This window comes from Candidatus Chloroploca mongolica, assembly GCF_004762035.2.
Lineage (GTDB): Bacteria > Chloroflexota > Chloroflexia > Chloroflexales > Chloroflexaceae > Chloroploca > Chloroploca mongolica.
The window spans coordinates 163,978-188,978 of the sequence record NZ_SIJK02000004.1; the positions used below are offsets into that span (position 1 = coordinate 163,978).

At 56.4% G+C, this 25,001-nt stretch carries 19 protein-coding genes; 7 read left to right on the top strand and 12 right to left on the bottom strand.

Features of this window, described 5'->3' with window-relative positions:
* The first annotated feature begins 102 nt into the window (after positions 1-102).
* A complete protein-coding gene (fni, locus tag EYB53_RS03900; protein ID WP_135476901.1) occupies positions 103-1,146 on the top strand; it encodes a type 2 isopentenyl-diphosphate Delta-isomerase in 1,044 nt (347 codons plus the stop codon).
* A gap of 6 nt (positions 1,147-1,152) precedes the next feature.
* Positions 1,153-2,325 carry a DNA replication/repair protein RecF gene (gene recF, locus EYB53_RS03905; RefSeq protein ID WP_135476902.1) on the top strand — a complete coding sequence of 391 codons (1,173 nt, stop codon included), beginning with the start codon at positions 1,153-1,155 and terminating at the stop codon, positions 2,323-2,325.
* Positions 2,326-2,455: 130 nt separating this feature from the next.
* Here recF and malQ read toward each other — a convergent pair whose 3' ends face one another.
* The 9 genes from malQ to EYB53_RS03950 all read right to left on the bottom strand — a co-directional run bounded on the left by malQ (position 2,456) and on the right by EYB53_RS03950 (position 14,236).
* Positions 2,456-4,045 (bottom strand): 4-alpha-glucanotransferase, encoded by a 1,590-nt coding sequence (gene malQ, locus EYB53_RS03910; RefSeq protein ID WP_135476903.1) that lies wholly within the window; start codon positions 4,043-4,045, stop codon positions 2,456-2,458.
* 136 nt (positions 4,046-4,181) lie between these two features.
* Complete coding sequence (locus EYB53_RS03915; protein ID WP_135476904.1) at positions 4,182-5,333, bottom strand: carbohydrate ABC transporter permease; 1,152 nt, start codon at positions 5,331-5,333, stop codon at positions 4,182-4,184.
* A complete protein-coding gene (locus tag EYB53_RS03920) occupies positions 5,334-6,467 on the bottom strand; it encodes a carbohydrate ABC transporter permease (RefSeq protein WP_205712570.1) in 1,134 nt (377 codons plus the stop codon).
* A gap of 112 nt (positions 6,468-6,579) precedes the next feature.
* Positions 6,580-8,079, bottom strand: a complete 1,500-nt coding sequence (locus EYB53_RS03925) for an ABC transporter substrate-binding protein (protein WP_205712571.1) — start codon at positions 8,077-8,079, stop codon at positions 6,580-6,582.
* A gap of 144 nt (positions 8,080-8,223) precedes the next feature.
* Positions 8,224-9,237, bottom strand: a complete 1,014-nt coding sequence (locus EYB53_RS03930; RefSeq protein ID WP_135476905.1) for a LacI family DNA-binding transcriptional regulator — start codon at positions 9,235-9,237, stop codon at positions 8,224-8,226.
* A gap of 161 nt (positions 9,238-9,398) precedes the next feature.
* Positions 9,399-10,709: a hemolysin family protein gene (locus EYB53_RS03935; RefSeq protein ID WP_135476906.1), complete on the bottom strand. Its 1,311-nt coding sequence runs from the start codon at positions 10,707-10,709 to the stop codon at positions 9,399-9,401.
* Positions 10,710-10,796: 87 nt separating this feature from the next.
* Positions 10,797-11,549: a triose-phosphate isomerase gene (gene tpiA, locus EYB53_RS03940; protein ID WP_135476907.1), complete on the bottom strand. Its 753-nt coding sequence runs from the start codon at positions 11,547-11,549 to the stop codon at positions 10,797-10,799.
* Between the two features lie 47 nt (positions 11,550-11,596).
* Entirely contained in the window at positions 11,597-12,229 is a 633-nt protein-coding gene (locus EYB53_RS03945; protein WP_503827055.1) for a zinc metalloprotease, read from the bottom strand.
* Positions 12,230-12,355: 126 nt separating this feature from the next.
* Positions 12,356-14,236, bottom strand: a complete 1,881-nt coding sequence (locus EYB53_RS03950; protein ID WP_254150869.1) for a beta-propeller domain-containing protein — start codon at positions 14,234-14,236, stop codon at positions 12,356-12,358.
* Positions 14,237-14,576: 340 nt separating this feature from the next.
* On the opposite strand from EYB53_RS03950, the gene EYB53_RS03955 reads away from it, so the two are divergent.
* Positions 14,577-15,668 (top strand): AI-2E family transporter, encoded by a 1,092-nt coding sequence (locus EYB53_RS03955; RefSeq protein WP_135476908.1) that lies wholly within the window; start codon positions 14,577-14,579, stop codon positions 15,666-15,668.
* Between the two features lie 12 nt (positions 15,669-15,680).
* On the opposite strand, the gene EYB53_RS03960 is transcribed toward EYB53_RS03955, so the two are convergent.
* Both EYB53_RS03960 and secG read right to left on the bottom strand, forming a co-directional pair.
* The gene (locus EYB53_RS03960) at positions 15,681-17,336 is read right to left on the bottom strand and encodes a peptide ABC transporter substrate-binding protein (RefSeq protein ID WP_135476909.1); all 1,656 of its coding nucleotides are present in this window, start codon (positions 17,334-17,336) and stop codon (positions 15,681-15,683) included.
* Between the two features lie 4 nt (positions 17,337-17,340).
* Positions 17,341-17,556 (bottom strand): preprotein translocase subunit SecG, encoded by a 216-nt coding sequence (gene secG / locus EYB53_RS03965; protein ID WP_135476910.1) that lies wholly within the window; start codon positions 17,554-17,556, stop codon positions 17,341-17,343.
* Between the two features lie 121 nt (positions 17,557-17,677).
* Here secG and EYB53_RS03970 point away from each other — a divergent pair, with 121 nt between their 5' ends.
* Together EYB53_RS03970 and EYB53_RS03975 are read left to right on the top strand one after the other, a co-directional pair.
* The gene (locus EYB53_RS03970) at positions 17,678-18,835 is read left to right on the top strand and encodes an NAD(P)/FAD-dependent oxidoreductase (RefSeq protein WP_135476911.1); all 1,158 of its coding nucleotides are present in this window, start codon (positions 17,678-17,680) and stop codon (positions 18,833-18,835) included.
* A gap of 90 nt (positions 18,836-18,925) precedes the next feature.
* A complete protein-coding gene (locus EYB53_RS03975) occupies positions 18,926-21,115 on the top strand; it encodes a fused MFS/spermidine synthase (RefSeq protein ID WP_135476912.1) in 2,190 nt (729 codons plus the stop codon).
* 4 nt (positions 21,116-21,119) lie between these two features.
* Here EYB53_RS03975 and EYB53_RS03980 read toward each other — a convergent pair whose 3' ends face one another.
* Positions 21,120-23,087, bottom strand: coding sequence for a sensor histidine kinase (locus EYB53_RS03980; protein WP_135476913.1), 1,968 nt, complete (start codon positions 23,085-23,087; stop codon positions 21,120-21,122).
* A 216-nt stretch (positions 23,088-23,303) separates the two neighbouring features.
* Between EYB53_RS03980 and EYB53_RS03985 the strand changes: the two genes are divergently transcribed.
* The gene (locus EYB53_RS03985) at positions 23,304-23,696 is read left to right on the top strand and encodes a CBS domain-containing protein (RefSeq protein ID WP_167857243.1); all 393 of its coding nucleotides are present in this window, start codon (positions 23,304-23,306) and stop codon (positions 23,694-23,696) included.
* A 210-nt stretch (positions 23,697-23,906) separates the two neighbouring features.
* A complete protein-coding gene (ruvB, locus tag EYB53_RS03990) occupies positions 23,907-24,959 on the top strand; it encodes a Holliday junction branch migration DNA helicase RuvB (protein WP_135476915.1) in 1,053 nt (350 codons plus the stop codon).
* Positions 24,960-25,001: the final 42 nt, after the last annotated feature.

Genomic DNA, 25,001 nt, shown 5'->3' on the forward strand with positions numbered 1-25,001 from the left:
GCAAATGCTTGTGTGGTGAGAGGTTTGACGCTCCTTCTCTTTGCTGGTATGATCCGCAGAGAGCATATTACATGCCTTGTTCATAGCAATAAGGAGTGGGTGATGCCTGATTCAGGCCAGACCGAAGGGCGGAAGGTTGACCATATCAGGATTGTGCTTGGCGAAGATGTTGCCGCCAAAGGTATTGCGACCGGGTTTGCGGCGTATCGCTTGCCTCATACAGCTTTGCCTGAGCTCGATCTGGCTCAGATTGATACACGGACAACGTTTCTTGGCAAAATGATTCAAGCGCCTTTACTGATCAGTTCGATGACGGGCGGGGCAAATGTGGCTGAGCGGCTCAATCTGGCGCTTGCCGAGGCTGCCGAGCACCTCGGTTTGCCGATGGGGGTGGGTTCGCAGCGGGCGGCGGTACTTGATGCGCGCCTTGCCTCGACCTATCAGGTGCGCCGGGTTGCCCCGCGGATTCCCCTGCTGGCGAACCTGGGTGCCGTGCAGTTGAATTATGGCTTTGGGATTGACCATTGCCAGCGAGCTGTTGATATGATTGAGGCTGATGCGCTTATTCTGCATCTTAATCCGTTGCAAGAGGCAGTGCAACCTGAGGGTGACACCAATTTTGCCGGTTTACTGGGCAAGATCGAGCAGGTCTGTCGTGCGCTTGAGGTGCCAGTTGTGGTCAAAGAGGTTGGCAATGGCATTGGGGCACACGATGCGCGCCGCCTCGCTGAGTGTGGTGTCCAGGTGATTGATGTGGCTGGTGCCGGTGGTACGAGTTGGAGTGAAGTCGAACGGTTTCGTCAGCCAACGGAACAGGGCCGTCGGGTTGCCGGGGCTTTTGCCGACTGGGGGCTTGCCACGACCGAATGTATTCGCCAGGTGCGTGCTGCGCTGCCCGAGGTAGGTCTGATTGCTTCAGGGGGCATCCGCAGTGGGGTTGATGTCGCCAAGGCGATTGCGCTGGGCGCTGATCTCGCTGGGACGGCCCGGCCTGCGCTGGTCAGTGCCGTTGATGAACGCGGTACCGAGGCTGTCGTGGAGGGTCTCACCTCGTTCATGCGTGAACTGCGGGTCGCGATGTTCTGTGCGGGGTGTGGTGATCTCAAGGCGTTGCGCTCGGTGACGCTGACCGAGTTACGTGGCTGATGACGCATGGAAGTTACCCGGCTGAGCCTGCGCGATTTCCGCAATTATCAACACCTCGATCTCCCGTTATCCCCTGAGATTACCTTGCTCTATGGGCCGAATGCTGCTGGCAAAACCAGTGTGCTCGAGGCCCTTTTTTATCTTGCGACGACGCGGTCGCCCCGGGTTGGGGCTGACCGCGAACTTGTGCGTTGGGAGGCCGAAGCCGAGGCGGGAGTGCCACCGTTTGCGCGGGTGTTTGCTGAGATCCACCGGTTGACCGGGCGCATGCGGCTTGAGGTGATTGTGCAGCGGCGCACCGATGAAGAGGGTCAGTTGACGAATACGGCGAGCAAGCTCGTCCGCATTGATCGCCGCCCGGCGCGTGCGCTTGACCTCGTTGGTCAGTTGCGTGTCGTCCTTTTTACGCCCGCCGATCTTGTGCTGGTTGATGGTCCTCCTGCTGAGCGACGGCGCTACCTTGATATTACGCTTTCGCAGCTTGACCCTCACTATGTGCGGACGCTCGCGCATTATCAGAAGATTGTGCAACAACGGAATAGCCTTTTGCGGGCCTGGCGTGAGCGGCGCCGTTCACCGCGGGCGGTTGACGATGAACTTGGCTACTGGGATCAAGAGATGACGGCGGCGGCGGGTTATTTGCTGGCCGAACGTCTGCGGGCTGTCGCTGAATTGAACGCGCTCGTTGGCCCGCTCTTTCAGGCGATCAGTGGTGGTACAACCCCGCTGAACATTGACTATCTGCCGAGTTTGCTTTTGCACGAGGCGCGTGATGCGGGCAGCCTTGCCCATCGGTTGATGCAGGAATTGCGCAACAATCGTCGTGATGAACTGGCGCGTGGCCAGACGTTGCTGGGTCCGCATCGTGATGATCTGAGTTTTACCGTGGGCACAGTCAACCTGGGGCGGTATGGTTCGCGTGGGCAGCAACGCAGTGTGGCGCTGGCCCTCAAACTCGGGGAGGCCGCGCTGATGCGCCAGCGCGCCGGTGATGCGCCGGTTCTGTTGCTCGACGATATGCTGAGCGAGCTCGATGCCCAGCGTCGGGCGCATCTGCTGGAAGCTGTTAGTGTGCCTGGCCAACAAACGCTGCTCACGGCGACTGATCTCGCCGACTTTCGGCCTGAATTTCTGACCAAGATTACCCGCCTGCGGGTCGAAGAGGGGCGTATTTATTAGGTTCGCGGCGGGGCATCGCCCCGCCGCGAACCGTGGGGTCGGCGTTAAGCGGTGGTAACAAGGTCGAAGAGGGGCGTATTTATTAGGTTCGCGGCGGGGCATCGCCCCGCCGCGAACCGTGGGGCCGGCTTTAAGCGGTGGTAGCAAGGTCGACGGGATCGTAGATCAGTTCATCTTCGGTCGTGGCATCTTCGGCTGGTTCGTCGGGTTCGGGTTGTGGCGGCAGGCGCCCATACATCTCGGTAAAGAAATGGAGGCCGTGGGCCAGGCCAGCGTTGAGCACATCGTCACGGAAGCGCCAGCCCCAGTTGCCCCCAAGGCGTCCAGGTGTATTGATCCGCGCCCTGGCATCGAGGCGAAGCACATCTTGCAGGGGCACGACCGCCATATCAGCGACTGACATCATCGCCAAGCGCAAGAAATCCCAGGCGATATCGCTGCCACTACGGCCAAGATAGCCACGAATAACTTCGCGTTCTTCTTCGGTCAAATCTTCAAACCAGCCAACCGTGGTATTGTTATCATGGGTACCGCTATAGATCACGCAGTTTGGCACGTGATGGTGGGGCAGATAGACATTTGACGAACCGCCGCCGAAGGCAAACTGCAGCACCTTCATCCCGGGCAGGTCAAACTGATCACGCAGTGCAATCACATCAGGTGTAATGAGGCCAAGATCCTCGGCGATGATTGGCAAGGCACCGAACTCCTCTTCGAGTCGTTTGAAGAGCGCGGCCCCTGGACCCTTGACCCAGCGCCCATTGATCGCGGTCTCTTCGCCAGCCGGTACTTCCCAGTAAGCGGCAAAGCCACGGAAATGGTCGAGGCGCAGGATATCCATCTGGGTAAAAGCTGCCCGCAAGCGCTTGATCCACCAGGCATAACCGTCCTCGGCCATGCGTTGCCAATTATAGAGCGGGTTGCCCCAGAGCTGCCCCGTTGCGCTGAAGTAATCGGGCGGAACGCCCGCGACCACGGTTGGCTTGCCTTCGGCATCGAGGAAAAAGAGCTCAGGATTGGCCCAGACATCAGCACTATCATAGGCCACGAAGATCGGGGCATCGCCAATAATACGGATCTGATGCTCGTTGGCATAGGCCTTGAGGGGCAGCCACTGCTGGAAAAAGAGGAACTGGAAAAACTGTTGCAGCGTGAACGCCTCGGCATACTGGGTACGCGCCTCGGCCAGCGCTTTGGGATCACGCGTACGCAACTCGGCTTCCCAATCGTGCCATGAACGACCGTCGTGAGCCTCTTTCAGGGTCATAAAGAGGGCGTAGTCATCAAGCCAAGCGCGCTGGTCACGACAAAACTGCGTAAAAGCAACTGCCATGTCTGGTGCCCCACCCTCACGCAGGCGCTCGTAACAATGGCGTAACAAAGGCAACTTGAAGGCCAGCACCTCGCCATAATGAACCTGGTCAGCATTCAAATCATAGCGACGTGAAGCCTCAACAACCTCGTCATAGCTGAGCAACCCGCGCTGGATCAAATGATCGAGGCTAATCAACCCAGGATTGCCTGCAAACGCCGAAAAGCACTGATACGGTGAGTCACCATAGCCGGTCGGACCGAGGGGCAGGATCTGCCAGAGACTCTGCCCAGCGGCGGCAAGGAAATCAACAAACTGATAGGCGCTTGGCCCAAGATCACCAACACCCCATGGACTCGGCAAAGCCGTTGGATGAAGTAAAAGACCACTACTTCGCGGAAAGCGCATGAAAAACCTCACGGGTACGTTTGGATACCGGGCGGTATTGTATCATGAAAAACGCACCTTTCGCCTCAGGCCCAGGCAACCCCTCGGGCACAGAAAAGAGACCAGCAAAGCTGGTCTCTTTTCTGTGCCAAACAAATTACCCTTTGACGGAGCCAGCGAGCAGACCGCGCACAAAGTAGCGCTGGAGCGAGAAGAAGACGATCAGCGGGATCAACATCGAAATGAAGGCACCTGCCGTGAGCACGTGCCAATCCTGGCCTCGTGAACCGACCATGTCGGCCAGACGCATCGTGAGCACCTGGACATTCGGCTGGCTACCGATAAAGACCAGGGCAATCAGGTAGTCATTCCAGACCCAGAGGAACTGGAAGATGGCGAACGAAGCGAGGGCGGGCACCGAAAGGGGCAAAATAAGGCGGGTAAAGATTGTAAAATGTGAGGCCCCGTCAATGAAGGCTGACTCAAGGATATCGCGTGGCAACTGACTGATATAGTTATAGAGCAGGTAGGTTGCCAGCGGCAGCCCAAAGCCTGTGTGGGCCAACCAGACCGCCATATAGGTTCCATTGAGATCAAGGCTCACAAAATCGCGCAAAATCGGGATGAGCGCCACCTGGAGCGGTACGACCAGGAGGGCGACGACAATCGTAAAGAGCAGAAAACGCCCTGGAAAACGCATCCAGGCAAACCCATAGGCAGCGAAGGCGGCAATGAGGATTGGGATGACCGTTGCGGGAACAACGACCGCAATATTATTGATCAAGACACCCCAGAGATCTTCACCCGATTCAACGACTTCATTGCCATTTGCGTCGATATACGTAAACTCACGCCCACCAGTCACTGCACGATAATTATCCAGCGTGAAGTTGGCATTCACCGTCCAACTCTGTTCCTGGATCGCCAGCGTACGGGCGCGTCGATTTTCCCAGGTGACAAATTCCCCACCTGGAACAACCACGCCTGCATTGAGTTGTTCAGATGTATAAGTTCCTCCACCTAATTCGGCAGGCAGTGTAATCGGTGCCCGCAGATTGGTATCAGGTGGTAATTGTACCGTCTCAACCGTGTCGAAGGCCCGGTGGGGCAGAACTGTCCACCAGCCTGTCGTACGAATATCGTCACGGGGGCGGAACGAGGAGATGAACAACCCGACGGTTGGGATCGTCCAGAGCAAACAGATCAGGCCAAGGATGGTATTGACAATAATCTTGCCGATCAATTGCTGGCGCTTCTGGCTCACGGCGCGGCGCGAGACCGTGACAGGTTTTGCAGTAACAGCAGCCATTTAGAAGACCTCCTGCTTTCTGATCTGGCGCAGATTGTAGACCATCACCGGAATGACCGCGATGAGCAAGACAATGGCAACCGCCGAGCCGTAACCAAAGTTACGGTTCGAGAAATACTGTCGGTAAAACTCAACCGCAATCACATTGGTACCGTACTGTCCACCCGTCATCACGATGACAATATCAAAAATCTTGAGGGTGACAATCAGAATCGTCGTGGTCACGGTAACAATCGTACCCTGGATCGCCGGGAGCATAATGCTCCAGAAGATCTGGATCTCGTTGGCCCCATCAACCCGTGCGGCTTCAAGTACATCGTCGGGGATACCCTTGATCGCCGCCGAGAAGATCACCATCGCGAACCCGGTCTGCATCCAGACAAGAATAATGACGAGGAAAAAGTTATTTTGAGGTTGTAAGAGCGTTGTCCAGGCTTGCGGTGGAAAGCCCATGTCGGTGACAAGCGCGTTGAGCAAGCCGATCTGTGGTTGGCCGGGAGGTGAATAGTAGTAGATAAAACGCCAGATCACGCCGGCACCGACAAATGAAATTGCCATGGGCATAAAGATCAGCGATTTGGCAAGGGTCTCGAAACTACTCCGATCGGCGAGTACCGCAATAATCAAGCCTGCGACCACACAACCAGCGGTGCCAAAGATCATCCAGAAGAAGATATTGTTCCGAAAGGCCGTCTGCATTGAGCGTTCGGTAAAGACCGCAAGATAGTTGTCGATACCGACAAAGTTGGTTGAACTGGCGTCCAGGAAACTCAGATAGAAGGTACGGATGGTGGGAAAGAAGAGTGCCCACCCAAGAAACAGTACAGCCGGGCCAACAAAGACATAGGGGAGCAAGATTCGTCGCACATTGCCGGGCAGCTGTTCGACGATCATGTTCAGCGTATAAAAGGTACCGGCGGCACCACCAACACCCCAGATGATGGCTATCGCTGCGGTCAGTAGTTTTGGCAGCGTGTCACCGCGCTGTGCATCGCGCAGAAAGACAAAGCCTCCCCAGATGAAGAGGACGAGCAGGGCGAACAGGCCGAGCGCGATCACAAGCCGCCCAGGATTGAAATCCTCGCTGGACGGTGACGTAGCGCGTCCCGGTGTCATCTCAGTTGTACTTTGCATGAGCGACGCTCCATTGCGTTACATGTGAAGGGCTGCCGCCCTCCAATCTCCTGCCGAGAGGCTGACCCTCAAAGTGGATGGCAGGTACCAACCTGCCATCCACGGCAACCTCTTAACGCGGCCAAGCCGCGTCGATTTCGCGCATGGCGGTGTCGAGGTCGACGGTGCCAGCAACGAAGTCGGTCATGCCGGTCCAGAACGAGCCAGCCCCAACCTGACCAGGCATCAGGTCAGAGGCATCGAAGCGCAGGCTGGTCGCATTGAGGATGATTTCACCCACACCACGCTCGATGTCGTTGGCGTACCAGCTCAGGTCTGAGTCATTGTGGGGCGAAATCGCACCACCGCTCTGGAGCCAGTTCTGCAGCGAGGCCCCACTCGAGAAGTAGGACATCACAGCGCGAACTTCGGGGCGGTCGGTGAACATCGCCATCAGGTCACCAGCTACCAGCACTGGCTCGCCATAGGCTGGGTCAATGCCGGGCAGGTAGAAGAAGTCGAAGTCAACGCCAGCCTCAGCCGTGCTCGGGAAGAAACTGGTGATGAAGTTGCCCTGCTTGTGCAGCCAGCATCCCGGAGGATTCTGGAACATGGGCAGCGGGGCATCACCGAAGCCGGTGGTGACAATCGAAGCGCGGCCACCATAGACATACTCGTCGTTGAACCAGATCTCGCCCATCTTCTCGGCGGCACCCTTGACCTCAGGCGAATCAAAGAGCAGATCGCCACTAACCCAGCGATCATAGTTTTCCAGCGAGGTGGTGCGCAGCATGATCTCTTCCATCCAGTCGGTGGCGGGCCAGCCGGTGGCCGTGCCTGACTCGATGCCAACACACCAGGCAGGATCGCCATCAGCCGCGATCTCGTCGGTCAGCGCCAGCAACTCGTCCCAGGTGGTCGGAATGGTGTACCCGGCAGCCTCAAATTGGGCTTTGGGATACCAGACCAGGCTCTTGCCATTCACACGCTGCCAGATTCCAGCGGTAATCGGCCCGCTGGGGCTCTCCATCGTTGCCATGTCTAGCCAGCTCTGGTTGTAGTTCTGGCTCAACCAGTCAGCACTGACGAATTGCCCAACGTCAATGACCTTGCCGTCACGCACAAAGTTGGCGAGCAGGCCAGGCTGCGGGAAGTCGGCGATGTCAGGTGGGTTGCCACCGTCAACGCGGATCGAGATGCTGGTCTCGAACTCTTTCGAGCCTTCGTACTGAATATCAATCCCGGTCAGTTCCTCAAACTCGCTAATCGCATTGTTGAAGTTGACCGCATCCTGATCGGTGAAGGGGCCGGTCATAGTGACCGAGGTACCACTGTATTCACCAGCAAAGGCAGCAGCGAGTTCTTCGCTGATGTCAGCGGCGCGCTCGGCGAGCGCTGCGGTCGCTGATCCACTAGCAGCCGGTTCTTCAGTCGGGGCGGGCTCAGCCGTAGCCTCTGCAGTTGGGGCGGGCTCAGCCGTAGCCTCTGCAGTTGGCGCTGGTTGCGCTGCTTCTTCGGTCGGAGCGGGTTCGGCCGGGGGGACAGTTGGCGTAACAGCCTGTCCACCGCCACAGGCGGCGATCATTGCCGTGAACAGTGCGATGAGCACAAAAAGCGAGAATTTGCGAAGCATATATTCCTTCCTTCATTGGTACGAATGGCACACATTGCCATGACAGAGCATGCGTGATCGGTGCATCTGGTGATCGGAACCACCTCCTTTCTGAAACATCGCGCATAGTGCGCGCTGCTTGTTCACCGTCTATATACAACGCCTTCATCCGGCGATGCGTCGCGTGGTACCACGGGCAATTAATTCAATGGGCAGATATTCGCGTTCAAGCTTGGCCGACGGGTTCGCCATCCGTTTCAGCAATAACTCGACGCCACGCTCGCCACTCTCGAAGAGTAACTGACGAATCGTGGTCAACCCGAGATACTCAGCCACATCAATGTCATCAAAGCCGATGACGGAAAGCTGGTCAGGTACCGCAAGTTCGAGATCCCGCGCTGCTTCGAGCACCCCCATGGCCTGGGTATCACTGGCGGCAAAAATAGCGGTGGGTGGTTCAGGGAGTTCCAGCAAGTCACGGGCAAGCACGCGCGCCTCGTAGCGTCCGTGCAGGCCGTGCTGTTGATATTCGTCACGAGGTGGAATGCCTGCCGCTACCAGGGCTTGCTGATAACCCTCCAGCCGATGACGGCTACTGGTAAAGTTAAAACTCATTTCATCAGCAATCAGATCACCGATAAAACCAATGCGCCGATGGCCCAGGGCAATCAGGTATTCGGTAGCCAGTGCTCCCCCCGCCACATCATCAATGGTCACCCCTGGCAAACTATCGGCATAAGCGTCGATCAAGACGACTGGGAGGCCCGTTTCCTGGAGGGCAAGAACCTCGTCGGGTTGGGGGGCCAGCGAGATAATCAACAATCCATCGGCGCGCTGGCTGCGTGGCACATCACGTAGGCAGCTATCACGGCGCGTTGGCGTCTCGACATTGAACACAACCAGGGCATAGCCACCGCTTGCCAGGGCTGCCTCGATGCCACGTAAACGCTCGACGACCGAAGGGCGCGTAAAAAAGGGGGCAATGGTTGCAACTGTCAGGGTTTTGCCAAGGGAGAAGCTACGCGCAATTTGGCTGGGGTTATAACGCAATTCAGCGATGACATCAAGCACACGCTGGCGGGTTGCCTGGCTTACGAGTGGGCTATTGTTGATCACTCGTGAAACTGTACCAAGCCCAACCCCAGCAACTCGTGCAACATCGCGAATAGTGGCAGCCATGACACCCCCGGTCAATCGTGTCGTCAATGACAGAATGAACCAGTTCTATAATTGGAACTGGTTCCAGTATAGCACGCTTCTTGTGACTGTCAAGCGTTGTTACAGGGCTTACTTGTGGCTGGCGCACAGGTTCATTGCGGGAAATATAGCGCAGACAAGGGTTAGGCCTCGCCTTGGGATTCCTGGCTAATCAAGACTTTGTCAATGCGCAAACCATCCATGTCAACCACTTCGAAGCGCCATGCGTCCCACGTGACATAATTGCCCGTCTTTGGCAACTGACCGAGCAGGGCGATCACAAGGCCCGCCAGGGTATCGTAGCGAAACGTCGCTTCGCCAGGCAGTTCTTCGACATCGAGCAAGCTCTTGACTTCATCAATCGCCAGTCCGCCATCAACGAGCCACGAACCATCTTCGCGACGCACGACCGGTTCTTCCGAGGCTTCATCGAATTCATCATCGATTTCGCCAACGATCTCTTCGAGGACATCTTCGAGGGTCACGACGCCTTCAATGCCGCCCAGTTCACTCACGACGACAGCCATATGGCGGCGATTTTTGCGAAAGGTTGCGAGCAAGATCGAGGCCAGACTATTTTCCGAGACGTAGAGCGGTGGGGCGATGACTTCACGTACCTGTGATGCTTCGCCCTTCCGACGATAGAGCATCAGCAGATCACGGACATGCACGAGACCAACGACCTGATCAGGTGTTTCTTCATACACGGGAAAGCGTGAGTAGCCACTTTCGAGCAACTCATCCAGGACGTCACCGAGCAGCGCATCGGCCTCGACCATTTCGACATCGCGTCGCGGGGTCATAATGTGACGTACTTCGCAGTCACTAAACTTGAAGATGCTCTCGATAAAGAGTTGTTCTTGCAATGCAACTTCGCCGTCCTCAGCACCTTCACGCACCAACGCTTTGATATCTTCCTCGGTGACACGTTCTTCGGGGACATTGCGGAGTCCAAAGATCATGAGGATAATGCGTGCGATCAGATTGATGCCACCCACGACAGGTGCACTGACCCGCGCAAAGAAGGCAATTGGGCGTGCCATCAACAGCGCATAGCGCTCGGTCTTGATCTCGGCTAGCCGCTGTGGGATCAACTCCCCAAAAATGAGCGTCAAGAGCAGCGCACTTGCGATGACAAGCCCGGTTGCTACCAACGGGATGGTTGTTTCATCAAGTGATGACCAGGTGTAGACCAGGGGCAGGGCGAGGTTTGCGATCGTGGTGGCACTGAACGCACCGATGAGAATCCCCACGGTTGCGATGCCCACCCGTACAGCTGGGAGAAACCGTTCGGGTTCATCTTGCAATTTCAAGACAAGTTTGGCTGCCTCATCGCCATCTTCGTCGAGTTCCTCAAGTCGAGCCCGACTTACCGAGAAAATCGCCCATTCTGCACCGACCAGGAGCCCGCGAGCAAGAATGAAACCAACTAACAATGCGACCTCAACGGTCATACCACCTTCCCCTCCGGGGGAACGTTTGGAGAGACACCTGTCTCTCCAAACACAGCCAGGTACGGTTTACGTACCCGGTTCAGGGCGCTACTGATACTTCACAATCCGCAGAAAACTGCTTGCGGTCAACGATGCCCCACCAACGAGGGCTCCATCAATATCAGCCTGGGACATCAACACGTCAATATTATCAGGTTTGACGCTTCCGCCGTACTGAATGCGTACGCCACTGGCCGTCTCACCGCCAAACTGATCCGCGAGCATCGCCCGAATCGCAGCATGCATTGCCTGGGCATCCTCGGGGGTTGCCGTATCACCGGTACCAATCGCCCAGACGGGCTCATAGGCGACGATACATTTTGCCATTTCAGTTGGCGTGAGTCCCGCCAGGCTGCCCTGAATTTGGCTCCCGACCACAGCTTCGGCTTGCCCGGCGTCACGTTCCGTTTTGGTCTCACCGACGCACACAATTGGCGTCAATCCGGCGGTCAGCGCGGCCCGCAGTTTGCGATTCACGCTTGCATCAGTTTCGCCAAAATACTGACGGCGCTCGCTGTGCCCCAAGATGACATACTGACACCCAACGTCAACTAGCATGCCAGGTGCAATTTCGCCGGTATAGGCTCCCTGCGTTTCATGATAGACATTTTGCCCGCCAAGGCCAAGGCGGGTACCCACGAGCAACGGACGCAGGGCGTAGAGGGTCGTAAAGGGCGGACAGATCACCACTTCACGCCCCTCCAGGCTACTTACCTCGGCCAGCAGAGCTTTGACCAGTTCTACGGCCTCGCCCACCGTCTTGAACATCTTCCAGTTACCAGCAATGATCGGAGTACGCATACCAATCCTTTGTCCACTTGCCGACGACAGCCCATTGCTGTCGATCGTTAGACCCGAATCCCGAAGGTTAAGAGCAGGGCTATCCCGACGGTGACCGCAAAGACGCGCCAATCCCAGGCGAGTACTTTGGCCCCATCAAAGGGACCGGCAGGTATCATATTGAAGAGCCCGAGCCAAGCATTAATGCGATAGCCAATACGCGCCAGATCGAGGAGGCGCACGCCAAAGATTGCATCACTCGGGGTAACGACCATGCTCATCAGCAAAAAACCGACAGCAAGAATGAGGTTGGTCACCGGCCCGGCGAGGGCAATCAAGCCGCCCTGTCGCGGGGTCAGATAGCCGCGATGCCAGACAGCCCCAGGCGCTGCAATGAAAATGCCGAGAAAGGCAATACCTATCGAGATCAAGAGCCATCCATTATGCGCAACAAAATGGGCCTGGGCACCAAAATTGCGTGCCACCACGCGATGGGCGAGTTCGTGCAGCAAAAAGCCAATGCCACAGGTCAGGGCAGCAATTGTCAGGGCATAGAAGAAGATACTATTGAAAACCTGACCGCCCATAAAATAGATCGCAAAGGCTAGCGATGTGCCAGCCCAGGCTTTGAGGAGCTCAAGGTTGTCATTGCGCCCGTGCATACTCATTTCATCGGGCGGCCCGGCAAAAATATCACGCACACGTCACTCCTACATTAGCGAAGAAAGTGTTTGCATTGTAGCATATTGTGTGTAGGATGTGCTTCTTCCCACGCCAAAACGCCAGCATTGCTGGCGTTTTGGCGTGGGAAGAAGCTGTGTATGAAGCTATTGAGCCCAGAGCGGCCAGCGATTTTGCGCCCCATTTGCGGTAAGGCGTGCCAGGTTCTGGCCGTCGACGCCGATGGTGTAGATTTCATAGTTACCGGTGCGGTCACTCGCAAAGGCCAGGGTGCGGCTGTCGGCTGACCAGGTTGGTGCTTCGTTGTTCCCTGGCTCGGCAAAGACGCGAGTGCGCCCCGTCGCAAGTTCATAGAGGGCCAGTTGCCAACGGCCTTCTTGCTTGATCGAGTAGGCCAGGGTACGACCATCAGGCGCGAGCCGGACATACCGATTGTCGGTGCCATTGTCGGTGAGCCGTCGGGCGTTCACGAAGCGAGCATAGATGTAATCCTGCGCATCGTGCCCATAGCTGAGCTCGGCTTGATAGAGGTTAAAGCTCCCGTCACAGTTGGCCGTCCAGTAGATCCGTCGCCCATCAGGTGACCACGAGGGTGATTCGTTGACACACCCATCACTGGTCAATTGCACCGGATTATTGCCATTGCTTGGTGCGATCATCAACTCTTGACTGCCGTTCCCCATCCGATCCGAGACAAAGACCAGCTTGGTACCATCGGGTGACGCTGCGGCGTTGTAGTCGTTGGCCGTATTGTTGGGCAAATACCCTGGGAAGGGGCCGGGATCGGGCCAGCCGTTGCCATCGCTATAGCTGAGCCGTTTCACCCGGGCATTCCAGGCACGGTCGCCGTCATAGACGGTCACGATATCGAATTCATAGAGTTGACGGAACCCGGTGCCCGCACGCCGCGAGTCGCCAAGCAGGCTTTGCTGGCCGGGATCCCAGCTGCGGCGCCACGAGAAGGCCACCGTTTCGTGGTCGTTAAAGGTAATCCGCTGGCTTTGCCCATTGCCATCGTAACGATAGACTTCCCAGTGGCTGCCGGTGTCAACATTCGAGGCATAGACCAGAATTTCGCGTGGTTCTGGCGAAATCCAGGGCGTACCAAGGTGGGGATAGCGCCATTGGAAGTAGTGCTGCCCAACATTGCCCATTTCGACTTTGTATCCAGCCGGGTTCGAGGGGACGTAGGTCAACACGCGGCGCTCGAAGAGCTGCACCAGAACATCCTGTTCAGCATTGCCAATGCGGGCACGTGTCCAGTAGGCATCGGTGATCGGCAAGCCCATCGCAAAGAGCCAGTCGACCACGGGGCCGCGTACGATGCGACCATCAATGACGATCGGTCCTTGCTGGCCCATAAAATCCCAGAAGATCCGGGGAATATTGTGGCCGGTGACGCTGTTATACTGCACGATTTCGGTTTCGGGGAGGGCCAGGTCGGGGCGTTGCCCCAGGTTGCCCGCCCGATCAATGGTTAGGCTGATGCGTTCACCAATTCGCTGTGGGTCACGATAGCCATTGTCAATCGTCGCGACCCCAGCAAAAGAGCCATAGCCTGGTGAGGTGGGGTTGGCGTTGCGCGGGTTGCCTGCCGCAGGCACATCACTTGGCCCACGCATATCAACATCGTACGGGTCATCGCCACGCTGCAACCGACCACTGACCAGTTCTTTGACCAACAGGCCATTGGTCACACCCTGGGCTGGGCCACCAAAATCACTGGGGTTGTTCAGTTCCATCCGGGCTTTGTCAAAATACTGCACGGTTCTGAGCCCGTTCGCGCCCTGACGATAGAATTCGGCATAGTCGAACCATGGCCCTGGCCCCCAATACCACGTTCGCCCTGAACGTACCGCTTCGCTGTCAGTTCGTGTCCAAACCTGCTCGAACCGTGGATCGGCGAAGCGTGTCCGTCCGCCATCAAACGGGGCTGCCCGGGCTGGCACAACGGTGAAGAGCAACACAATGATCAAAGGAGCAGTCAGCAGGGCCATCATACGCTGCGGAAATCGTCTCGCATTCATGGTCTCCTCCTTATAGCTACATGCGCACAAGCTGCGCTTGCGCTCTTACGCTGGGGGCCTCCATCGCATCCTCACCCGAAAACCTTCTTTTGTGTCGGTTTGGGGCCCGCGTCTCCTCCGAGTCTCCCCGCAGGTGCGTATCCAGGCGTCTTGTCTTTAGTATAGGGCTTGACCTACGAAAACTGAATGAAGGTTGGTTTTACAAGGGCTTGCACAGACCTGAACATGCGCTGAAGAATGTATCAGGTTCTACACAGGCATAGGAGCAATGGTATAATGCGGATGAACTTCATTTCCCATTGGCGTAAACCGCATAAGCGCATAGCTCAAGGATCAGGGTATGGCCTTCAAACTGGATCTACGTACCTGGTTTGCCATTGTTGCATTGGGCCCAGCCATCTATGTCGCGATCCAGATCCTGCCCATCCTACGGAGTCTGCTGACCCTGATGATTGTTGCGGCTCTGTTGACGCTCTTGATCAATCCTCTTGCCGATCGCCTTGAGCGTCGGGGCTTTTCACGAGGGTTTACGGCCGGTGCGACGCTCGGTGGGGTGATTGCCCTGCTTGCGGCCCTGGTGCTGATGCTGTTGCCTATCTTGATTGAGAGTCTGCGGTTGCTTTCGGGGGCGTTGAACGGACTGGCCAATGATCTGCCTGCCCAACTTGAAGCTGCGGTTGGTCTCTCCGAATTTGGGGCGCTTGGCGAGCGATTGATTGGCGATGCTGCTGCGGCAATTCAGTGGGGGCTTGGGCAGATTGGCGGCACAGTTGGTCAGGTGGGTGCTTTTGGCTTTGCCGCTTTTGTGCTCTTTGTCGTTGTGTTCACGCTGGTGGGCAGCAAGAGCAGTGCGGCCTGGGTGATGCGGCTCTTTTTGCCCCAACGGTATCACAAGCGGGCGATTCAGCTTACGCATGCGGTCAGTCATGGGCTGTCACGCTGGTTTGTGGCACAACTGGCTATTTGTGGCTACTATACGGTTGCCTATATGGTCACCAACTGGATTCTTGGGGTGCCCTATGGTGCCCAGATCGCAGTAGTGAGCGGGTTGCTCGAGTTTATTCCCTATCTGGGGGGCATTGTTGGCATGATCCTTGGTGCGCTCGCTGCGGCAACGGTCAGCCCGACCCTGGCAATTGTGACCTTGATCGTGAATGTGATCATTGGGGCGATCGCGGTCTACGTCGTGGCACCCTATGCCTTCTCGAAAGCGGTGGAAGTTCCGGTCGCTTTGATCTTGCTGGGCCTCTTTATTGGAGGTCAAATCGGTGGTTTTTTTGCGGCCTTGCTGACCGTACCAATCATTACGGCAGCTATGGTCATTTTGCGCGAGTTGCGCCCCGATCTTCGCCCGAAATCTTCCCCAACTCAGCCATCGGCCGATGTGCCCGTTGTGCCGGTTGGTCAGCCACGTGATCTACCTGGCAATTAAAGGGCTATGCGCCTAACGTAGATCGCCCTGGATTTCACGGTAGCTATCGGTATACCACCGGATCACGGTACGATAACGATCCTCGGTGCCAAAGAGTTGGCGACTGACGGCGCTATCAGGGTCGTCAAGCCCTGATCCACCTAGCTGAGTCTCAGTGGTAAAACGATAGAGGGGTTGATAGAGTGTGATGGCAGGCACAAGCTCGATCCAGCGTTGCTGAAACGTTACATAATCAGCAATGCGAGCGGCTAGCTCCTGCTCGGTGCGTGCTCGCCGCAGGAGAATATCAATCTCGCGGTTATCCAGCCCGGTCACATTCAGTTCACTACTCGAATGCCAGAGCAGAAAGGGATCGGGATCAGTCCCAAGCCGTGCCCAGCTATGCAGCGCAAGGGTGAAATCGCCCGTGCGTAGCCGCCGTTGGAGGGTTGCGCTCTCTAGCTCAACCACTTCAATCGTCAACCCCAGTTCGGCCCATTGACGTGCGATTTCATTGGCGGCCATAACTCGGCGCGGTTCGCTGTCTACCAGCAGACTCGCCGTCACAGGAACGTTATTATCTATCAGCAAGCCCTGGTCATTGAGATCATACCCGAGCTCACCGAGGATCGTTGCAGCGCGTTCAGGATCGGCGTCGTACCAGGTGAGTTCGGGTGCGGCCGCCCAGGATCCGTTCAAGATGGGGGTGTCGAGTCGCACAACACTGCTGTTGAGGGCCTCTTCAATCAGGAGGTCTTTGTCGAGGCCATGGGCAAGCGCTTGCCGAAAGCCAATATCATTAAAGGGGTAGGTACGAAGATTAAAGCTGAGTACCGTATAATCATCAAGCGGAACGACATTGCTGCGGAGGTTACTTGCAGACGTAGCGCCTGACTGCCCAGGGTCGATCCGTTCGCCGTATGCGCTCACCGTCCCGCGCGACAATGCTGCCTGGGCTGCGGCAGGTGCGGCAAGAAAGCGTAGTTCAATCCGGTCGAGGTAGGGGCGCCCGGTAACATAGGCCTCATTTGCCTCGAGCAAGGCGTGCTCTTCAGTGAGTTCGATCAGCCGATATGGACCGGTGCCCACAAGCTGTTCAGCAAAAGCAGAGTCTGCCCACTGGTCAGGGGGTAGGCCAAAGAGCAAGTGGGCTGGTAGGATAGGCACGCGGGCAAAACTCAAAAACGAGGCTAGCGGTTCAACAAGGGTAACCCGCACCGTATAATCGTCAAGGCGATCAACGAGTAATGAACGCCACACCTCAGCCACACCTGGTTCACCTGGCTCTTCGAGGATCTGCAGGGTACGCAGGGTGAAGACGACATCATCAGCCGTGACTGGTTGCCCATCGTGCCAGGTGGCATTGCGTTGGAGCTTGAAGAGATAGGTTGTTCCCGTGGGATCAAGCTCATAGGACGCGAGGCCTGGTTCGAGCAGCCCATCGGCCCCGATTCGTACCAGACTATCAAAAACCAGCGCAATGAGGTCACGCCCTACGGGATCAGTCAGTGGATTATTGAGCAGCGGAATGGGCACTTGGGGGTTGCCTACCACTGCCTCGATATGCGCACCCCCCTCGAGTGGGCTTGCCACCGAGGTGGTCGTGAGGGCAAGCCGCCCGAGTAGGCCCGTCACAAGCAGAATGCTCAGGGTCGCAATAACGAGTTGCCAGCGAATGCGACGCGCCATAGCTTTAGAAGATCGGTAGGCTGGTGAGCAGCGCGAGCATCAAAAAGACGACGCTCAACACAATCGTAGCCTGATGCATGGTCTTTTCCAGCCCGCGACGGGTGCGATAGATCGAACTCGTATCGCGATTGGCCATCCCAAGCGAGCGTGCCTGCAACACGACCAGCGTAATAAGCACGGCGCTGACGATAATCATGGAAAAATAGAGCGCAAGCTCCACGTTTCTTTTCTCCATACTAGACGACGAATCAACCTTTTTCTAGTATACCACATGCACCGTGTATAATATTTCAGCGGGTGTGTCCTGCATATGTGTCCTGGGAAAGGCGGGGTGTGACACTATGGCAAGAGGTGCGCAGGTTGTGATCATTGGTGCCGGGGTGATCGGGTCGAGCATTGCCTATCATCTGGCAATACGGGGCTGTACTGATGTGTTGATCCTGGAGAAAGAGGAAGCGGAAATTAGTGGCAGTACTGCCCGTTCGGCGGCGGGGGTACGGCATCAGTTTTCGAATACGACCAATATTTTGCTCTCGCGCCATAGTATTGAGAAGTTACGAGTTTTTGATGAAGAGGTGGGCGGCCATGCCGAGTTACATCAGGTTGGGTATCTCTTCCTCGTCAATGATCCGGTTACCTGGCAAGAGTATCAACGCAATGTTGCCCTGCAGCGAGAGCTTGGTGTCCGCGTTGAACTGTTGACTCCCGAGGAGGCCGCCCGGTTTGTGCCACGGATGCGCACTGACGATCTGCTCGGGGCGACGTTTGGCCCTGATGATGGTTATTGCGATCCATACGGAATCGCCCTCGGCTACTTGCGGGCGGCTCAGCGTCTGGGGGTACGGTTGCAGCGTGCGACTCAGGTAACGGGTTTTGACTGTGTTGCCGGGCAGGTTGTCGGGGTACAGACGAATCAAGGCCCGGTCGCCTGTGCGACCGTCGTCAATGCGGCTGGCCCCTGGGCCGGTGAGGTAGCTGCGCTCGCCGGCCTCGATGTGCCGGTGCGCCCCTATCGCCGCAATATCTATATGACGACGCCCTTTCCGCAGATTCCTGGGCCTATTCCGTTGACCATTGACGTTGGCTCTGGTTTCTATATGCGCCACGAGGGTGCCGGGATCTTGATGGGCAAATCGAATCTCGATGAGCCAAGTAGTTTTAATCAGACCGTTGATTGGGACTGGCTTGATCATGTGCTCGAAGTTGGTCTGGCTCGTTTCCCTCTTCTTGAAGAAGCTGGCCTTGCTGAAAGCCAGTGCTGGGCGGGCCTCTATGAAATCACTCCTGACCATAATCCGATCCTCGGCTATCATCCAGATCTGCAAGGCTATCTTGATGCCAGTGGCTTTAGCGGGCATGGTATTATGCATGCACCGGCTACCGGGATGCTGATTGCTGAAGAAATTCTTGATGGGCGAGCACAGACGATCAACATTGATGAGTTGCGGATCAATCGTTTTCGCGATGGCGCAGCACGGATTGAACGCAATGTGATTTGACTTTGTTATCAGGCTGCATGGGGCTGAGGCCCCATGCAGCCTGACTGTTAGGGCACCAGCATACGTCCGTTTCAGCGAGGAGTAGCCTCGATGCGCGTGGTCTATACTATTACGATTTTTGTTAGCGCGCTGCTGCTGTTTCTGCTTCAGCCGATGTTCGCCCGGATGATTTTGCCGCTGCTCGGCGGTACTCCAGCTGTCTGGAATACCGCGATGGTCTTTTATCAGAGCATGTTGCTCGTTGGCTATGCCTATGCGCATGTGACGATCCGTTGGCTCGGGGCACGCCGCCAGGCAATGGTGCATCTGGTGGTAATGTTGTTGCCCCTGCTGACGCTGCCGATTGCCGTTCCTGCGGGCTGGTTGCCGCCTACCGAGGCAAATCCGGCCTTTTGGGTGCTGGCGCTGCTGACGGCTGCTGTCGGCTTGCCCTATTTTGTTGTGTCGACGAGCAGCCCCCTCTTGCAGGCCTGGTTTGCCGCCGCTGGCCCGCGGGTGGGCAGTCCTTATACGCTCTATGCTGCCAGCAACCTCGGCAGTATGCTGGCCTTGCTCAGTTACCCCGTACTGCTTGAGCCATATGTACGCCTCGATCAACAGAGTTTGCTCTGGTCGATTGGGTATGGCCTGCTCGTATTGCTCGCCCTCGCCTGTGCTCTGGTGCTCTGGCGGTTACCTGTTGTTGCGCCCTCATCGAGTGATCTTGCCACGCCCCCGGTTGAACAGGCGCCCACCTGGCGGCAACGTGGACGCTGGGTCTTGCTTGCAACTGTGCCTTCGAGTCTGCTTTTGAGTCTGACGACCTATGTGACGACCGATCTCGCGGCGATTCCGTTGCTCTGGGTCTGGCCGTTAGCGCTCTATCTCTTGACCTTTACGCTGGTGTTTGCCGCTCGCCCACCTCTTCCGCACTGGCTGATGGTGCGGGCGATGCCGATGCTTGTACTGGTTCTCTTGATTACGATCGTTGCCCAAGTATCCCGTCCATTTTGGCTCTTGCTGGCGCTGCACCTCGGGGTCTTTTTTGTGGTTGCCATGGTCTGTCATGGTGAATTGGCTGCAGATCGTCCTGTCCCGCGTTACCTGACAGAATTTTATCTCCTGATGTCGGTTGGTGGGGCGCTTGGTGGCATCTTCAATGCGCTCATCGCGCCGACGATTTTTGTGACGATTCTGGAATACCCGCTGGCGCTGATCCTGGCGGCCCTGTTGTTGCCCGTGATGACGGATGAGGCTACTACGTCGATGATTCCGCGCCAGCAACGTCTCAACGATGTCGCGATGCCGCTTGGTCTTGGTCTGCTTACGTCCGTCTTGATCATCGCTGGTCAGCGGTTTGGCATCGTTGGTTCAACCGGGTTGATGGTAATGCTTGGTATTCCCGCGTTGATTGGTTTCAGTTTCTCACGGCGTCCCCTCCGCTTTGGACTTGGGTTGCTTGCTCTGCTTGTAGCCGGTACGCTCTTCAATCCTGGCAACGGCGACCAGATCTATGCACAGCGTACCTTCTTTGGGGTTCATCGGGTGCTGTTAGATCCAGGGGGGGACTACCATGTGCTGGTGCATGGCAATACCAAACATGGGGTGCAGAGTCTCGATCCATTACGTCAGGCTGAGCCATTGAGCTACTATACAACGAGTGGCCCGCTTGGGCAGATTTTTGCGGAACGGCAGGATCGGTCTGATCTGCGGGTTGGCGGGGTAGGTATGGGAACCGCCTCGATGGCCTGTTATGCGCGGCCCGGGCAGTCCTGGACTTTTTACGAGATCGATCCGGAAGTGATTGCCATTGCCCGTGACACCGGTCTGTTCACCTTTCTTAGCACATGTTTGCCCGATGCTCTGATTGTACCTGGTGATGCGCGGCTCTCTCTCCAGCAAACCGACCGCATCTATGATCTCCTGGTGCTTGATGCCTATTCATCTGATGCGATTCCGATCCATTTGATCACCCGTGAAGCCCTGCAACTCTACCGTGACCGGCTTGCCGACGATGGCTTGCTGGCTTTTCATATCTCCAATCGCTTTTTTGATCTCGAACCAATACTGGCCAAGCTTGCTGACGATGCAGGGATGATCGCCATGATCCGCCACGATCTGACGGTGACGCCCGAACAGTATGCATCAGGACACTGGCCGTCGAGTTGGGCCGTGCTGGCAGACTCCGAGGCTGACCTTGGTCACCTGCGTGATGATCCGCGCTGGCGGCTTGCGATTGCCCCGCCGCAGACTCCGCTCTGGACCGACGATTTTGCCAGTGTGCTCAGTGTCATGAAGTAGGTGTTCAGGGTTGATACGGCAGTAGAACGGTAAAACAACTACCCTGACCAAACACACTCTCAACCGTGACGGTGCCGCCGTGCAATTCCGCCAGACGGCGCACCAGGGTGAGCCCGAGGCCAGTGCCATCGTGTTGCCGCCTCAGTCCGCTATCGAGTTGGGTAAATGGTTGGAAGAGCCGTTCCATATCTTCAGGCTGGATGCCTATACCGGTATCGCGTACGGCAAAATAAAAGCCGGTCTGGTCAGCGGAGATACCCGCTTCGAGGGTAACCATGCCACCGCTGGGCGTGAATTTCACCGCATTCGAGAGCAGGTTGACGAGAATCTGTTTGAGGCGCTTGGGGTCAGCGGCCAGTTGAAGCTTGCCGTCCTCTTCACGTACCTCAATGTGCAACGTCAGTTGCTTCTTGCGGGCCGTCTCTTTGACAAACTGCAGGCTCGCCTGGCACAATTCGATGACTGGGAAAGGGCTGATCTGCAAATCGAGTCGTCCGGCCTCAACCTTCGAGAGATCGAGGATATCATTGATCAACGTGAGCAGATGCTTGCCACTGACTTCAATATGATGGATCGCCTCTTGCTGGCGGTCATTGAGCTCGCCTCGTAGCCCTTCGAGCATGCTCTCGCTCAGGGCCAGGATGGCGTTCAACGGCGTGCGCAATTCGTGACTCATCGTGGCGAGAAACTCATCTTTGGTACGCAGGGCGCGCGCCATTTCGGCGTTGGCGAGCAACTGAGCCTGCTCGGCCTTTTTGCGATCAGTATTATCGAAAATCGTTGTCCGGCTCATCACAAAATTACCGGCCTCATCTGGAATCGCAATGGCACTCATAAGCACGGGAAACGTGGTTCCATCTTTACGGAGCAAATCGAATTCGAGATCTTTGATCCAGCCCTGGGCCTTGAAGATCGGAAACGCCTGTTGGAAGGTAGGCACGCTGTGTGGGGCAATGATTTTGCTCACATGCTGCCCAATCAGTTCTTCATGGGTATAGCCGAGCCAGGTCAGTTCCGTCTGATTGACTATCAGAATGTTGCCCTCGGCATCAAGGGAATGGTAGCCATTCGAGGCGCGATCATAGAGATCTTGCACCTCGGCGGTTCGCTTGCGTACCAGTGCTTCGAGGTTTTGATTCAGATTGCGCAGCTCTTCCTCGCTTGCGCGTAGCGCGAACTCGGCCACTTTGCGTTCGGTAATATCCTCAAAGGTTGCATACACCTGATATGGTATGCTCATCCCCGGTTTGAAGAGTGGGATGGCATTGATCCTGATCCAGGTTGTTTGTTCGATGAAAGGATTACAGACCCCCATCACGATATTGTAGACGGGTTGGCCGGTACGTAAGGCAATGCTCACCGGGTGAACCTCGCCCGGAAAGGGCGCACCATTTTCGTAGATTGCCTTCCAGCGCAGATCACGTGGGGTTCTTCCGCGTAGTTGGTCGAGGGTCAGACCAAGGATGCGCTGTGCGGCTGGATTCGCGTCAATAATGTAGCCATCGGGGTGGAGGTAGACAACTCCTTGCACCATTGTCTCGAAGAGCAGGCGATAACGTTCTTCACTCTCACGTAAGGAGAGTTCCGAATGCTTCCGTGCGGTGATATCAACAAGCTGTAAAATCAGGAAGCGCTCATGCTTCAAGACCAGGTACTCGCCAGAGATCAGGGTATGACATCGTCCACCCCCTTTTTGGCATAGCACTGCCTCAAAACCATCAATTCTTCCCTGTGCATCGAGGTGATCTAGGAGGCGCTGGCGATCGTGCGGGTTTTCCCAGAGACCGAGTGCCAGGGCAGTGCGCCCAAGCGCCTCTTCGCGGGTATACCCAACGAGTTTCATCCAGGCAGCATTTACTTCGACAATCACGCTATCCTGAAGGCGGGTCATGACAATGCCAATTGGGCTATGATAAAATATGGCTGCAAAGCGGGTCGTGGCATCAGCGTCATACTCTTGTTGCTCATTCATAGGCTGTGCTGTTCTCTTCTTTGCTTGGAAAGTTGCTTAATGATAACACTACCTTAATGCTTCTTATCACCGAAATGGCCGATACCAGTCTACGATATGCAGTAGACCTAGCGTAATCATGTAGATATGCAAACAAGAGGCGGAGACTTCGCGTTTGATTCTGTTCGGATGGTGATATCTGTAGCGTTGTGCCCGCTGCCAGAAAGGAACGAGACCATGCTGGTCCGCGATCGTATGAGTGCCCATCCCGTTACGATTGAGCCCGAGTCGAGCGCATTGTCAGCGCTTGGCATTATGCAGTACCATCACCTTCGCCATTTGCCCGTTGTCGACCCGACCGGTCGTCTGGTAGGCATCCTGGCCGAGCGTGACCTGCTGCTTGCGGCATCACGTCATCTGCACGCCGGAATGGAAGTCTCAGAAGTGATGTCACGCGACGTTGTTGTTGTCCATCCCGAGACACCGCTGGCCGAGGCTGCTTTGTTGATGGCCAATCATCACTTTGGGAGTTTGCCCGTAACTGATGCTGAGCATACCATTGTTGGTATTTTAACCGAGAGTGATATTTTTCGGGCATTCGCTGATCTTGATGCTCGCGTTAAAGCATAGCTTTGTTGGGAAATAACAAGAGGGGGTAAGCAGGTAGTTGCGAGTGCCAATTCGTTTGGTGCTTCGCAGTAGCTTGCTTGCCCTATCTTCTTGTGCTGCGGTGCCTTCAAGCGGCATTGGTATGATGCCCCCGCTGGCGGTAGAGATTGTGGTATGCTATGACTCTCCTGGCGATGATAGTCGTCAATAGCAGATCGCAGCGAGGTTCGGATGGAGCAGCAAGATCGACTCGTTAGCCCCAGGTCTGATGGGGACGATCCGCAGGTTGAAAAGAGTCTGCGCCCGCGCAGTCTGGCCGAATTTATTGGTCAGGAGAGGGTTGTTGCGCAACTGCGTATTGCGATTATGGCGGCGCGTGCGCGTGGCGAGCCCCTGGATCACACCCTCTTTTATGGGCCTCCTGGCCTTGGCAAGACGTCGCTCTCGAATGTGATTGCGCACGAGATGGGCGTCAAGATCAAGGTGACGAGTGGCCCTGCGATTGAACGGGCTGGTGATCTCGCTGCGTTGCTCACCAATCTCCAGAAAAATGATATCCTCTTCATTGATGAGGTCCACCGCCTCAATCGGGTTGTTGAAGAGGTACTGTATCCGGCGATGGAGGATTTTGCCCTCGATCTGATCGTCGGTAAAGGGCCGAGTGCGCGTAGTTTGCGCCTCAAGTTGCCTCGTTTCACCGTGATTGGGGCCACAACGCGACTCGCCTTGCTGACTTCGCCGCTCCGCGATCGTTTTGTTGCGCCCCATCGCCTTGAGTTTTATACCGATACGGCGATGTGCGAGATCGTCGTTCGTTCGGCGCGCATTCTTGAGGTTCCGATCACGGCTGAGGCGGCGCTGGAAGTGGGCCGTCGGGCACGTGGTACGCCCCGTATTGCCAATCGTCTGTTGCGCCGTTTGCGCGACTATGCCCAGGTTGTCGCCGAGGGGCAGATCGATCTCGAGGTTGCGCGAGCGGCCCTTGCTCAGCTTGAAGTCGATGATCTTGGCCTTGATGAAAATGATCGCCGCTTGCTGCGGGCGATTATTGAACTCTTTAACGGTGGTCCCGTCGGCCTCTCGACGCTCGCCGCTGCTCTTGCCGAAGAGGTCGATGCCATTGAGGATGTCTACGAGCCTTTTTTGCTTCAGCTTGGGTTCCTCCAGCGCACGCCCCGTGGCCGTATTGCGACCCGTCGTGCGTTTGAACACCTCGGTTTGCCGTTCCCCGAAAAGACGCTTTCGTCGCCTGATGACAATGATTTGCAGCCCCGCCTCTGGTGAATGACTCCTGAGGGGGGCCGGTGAGCTTTGCCTGAGGCTTCT

Bases quoted from the DNA above. Each gene is read 5' to 3' on its own strand.
- ruvB (WP_135476915.1), top strand. From the start codon at position 23,907: ATGGAGCAGCAAGATCGACTCGTTAGCCCCAGGTCTGATGGGGACGAT.
- EYB53_RS03930 (WP_135476905.1), bottom strand. From the start codon at position 9,237: ATGGCTGCCACTATTCGCGATGTTGCACGAGTTGCTGGGGTTGGGCTT.
- EYB53_RS03925 (WP_205712571.1), bottom strand. From the start codon at position 8,079: ATGCTTCGCAAATTCTCGCTTTTTGTGCTCATCGCACTGTTCACGGCA.
- EYB53_RS03975 (WP_135476912.1), top strand. From the start codon at position 18,926: ATGCGCGTGGTCTATACTATTACGATTTTTGTTAGCGCGCTGCTGCTG.
- EYB53_RS03915 (WP_135476904.1), bottom strand. From the start codon at position 5,333: ATGGCTGCTGTTACTGCAAAACCTGTCACGGTCTCGCGCCGCGCCGTG.
- EYB53_RS03970 (WP_135476911.1), top strand. From the start codon at position 17,678: ATGGCAAGAGGTGCGCAGGTTGTGATCATTGGTGCCGGGGTGATCGGG.
- recF (WP_135476902.1), top strand. From the start codon at position 1,153: ATGGAAGTTACCCGGCTGAGCCTGCGCGATTTCCGCAATTATCAACAC.
- malQ (WP_135476903.1), bottom strand. From the start codon at position 4,045: ATGCGCTTTCCGCGAAGTAGTGGTCTTTTACTTCATCCAACGGCTTTG.
- EYB53_RS03935 (WP_135476906.1), bottom strand. From the start codon at position 10,709: ATGACCGTTGAGGTCGCATTGTTAGTTGGTTTCATTCTTGCTCGCGGG.
- EYB53_RS03950 (WP_254150869.1), bottom strand. From the start codon at position 14,236: ATGAATGCGAGACGATTTCCGCAGCGTATGATGGCCCTGCTGACTGCT.
- EYB53_RS03960 (WP_135476909.1), bottom strand. From the start codon at position 17,336: ATGGCGCGTCGCATTCGCTGGCAACTCGTTATTGCGACCCTGAGCATT.
- tpiA (WP_135476907.1), bottom strand. From the start codon at position 11,549: ATGCGTACTCCGATCATTGCTGGTAACTGGAAGATGTTCAAGACGGTG.
- EYB53_RS03985 (WP_167857243.1), top strand. From the start codon at position 23,304: ATGCTGGTCCGCGATCGTATGAGTGCCCATCCCGTTACGATTGAGCCC.
- EYB53_RS03980 (WP_135476913.1), bottom strand. From the start codon at position 23,087: ATGAATGAGCAACAAGAGTATGACGCTGATGCCACGACCCGCTTTGCA.
- EYB53_RS03920 (WP_205712570.1), bottom strand. From the start codon at position 6,467: ATGCAAAGTACAACTGAGATGACACCGGGACGCGCTACGTCACCGTCC.
- EYB53_RS03955 (WP_135476908.1), top strand. From the start codon at position 14,577: ATGGCCTTCAAACTGGATCTACGTACCTGGTTTGCCATTGTTGCATTG.
- fni (WP_135476901.1), top strand. From the start codon at position 103: ATGCCTGATTCAGGCCAGACCGAAGGGCGGAAGGTTGACCATATCAGG.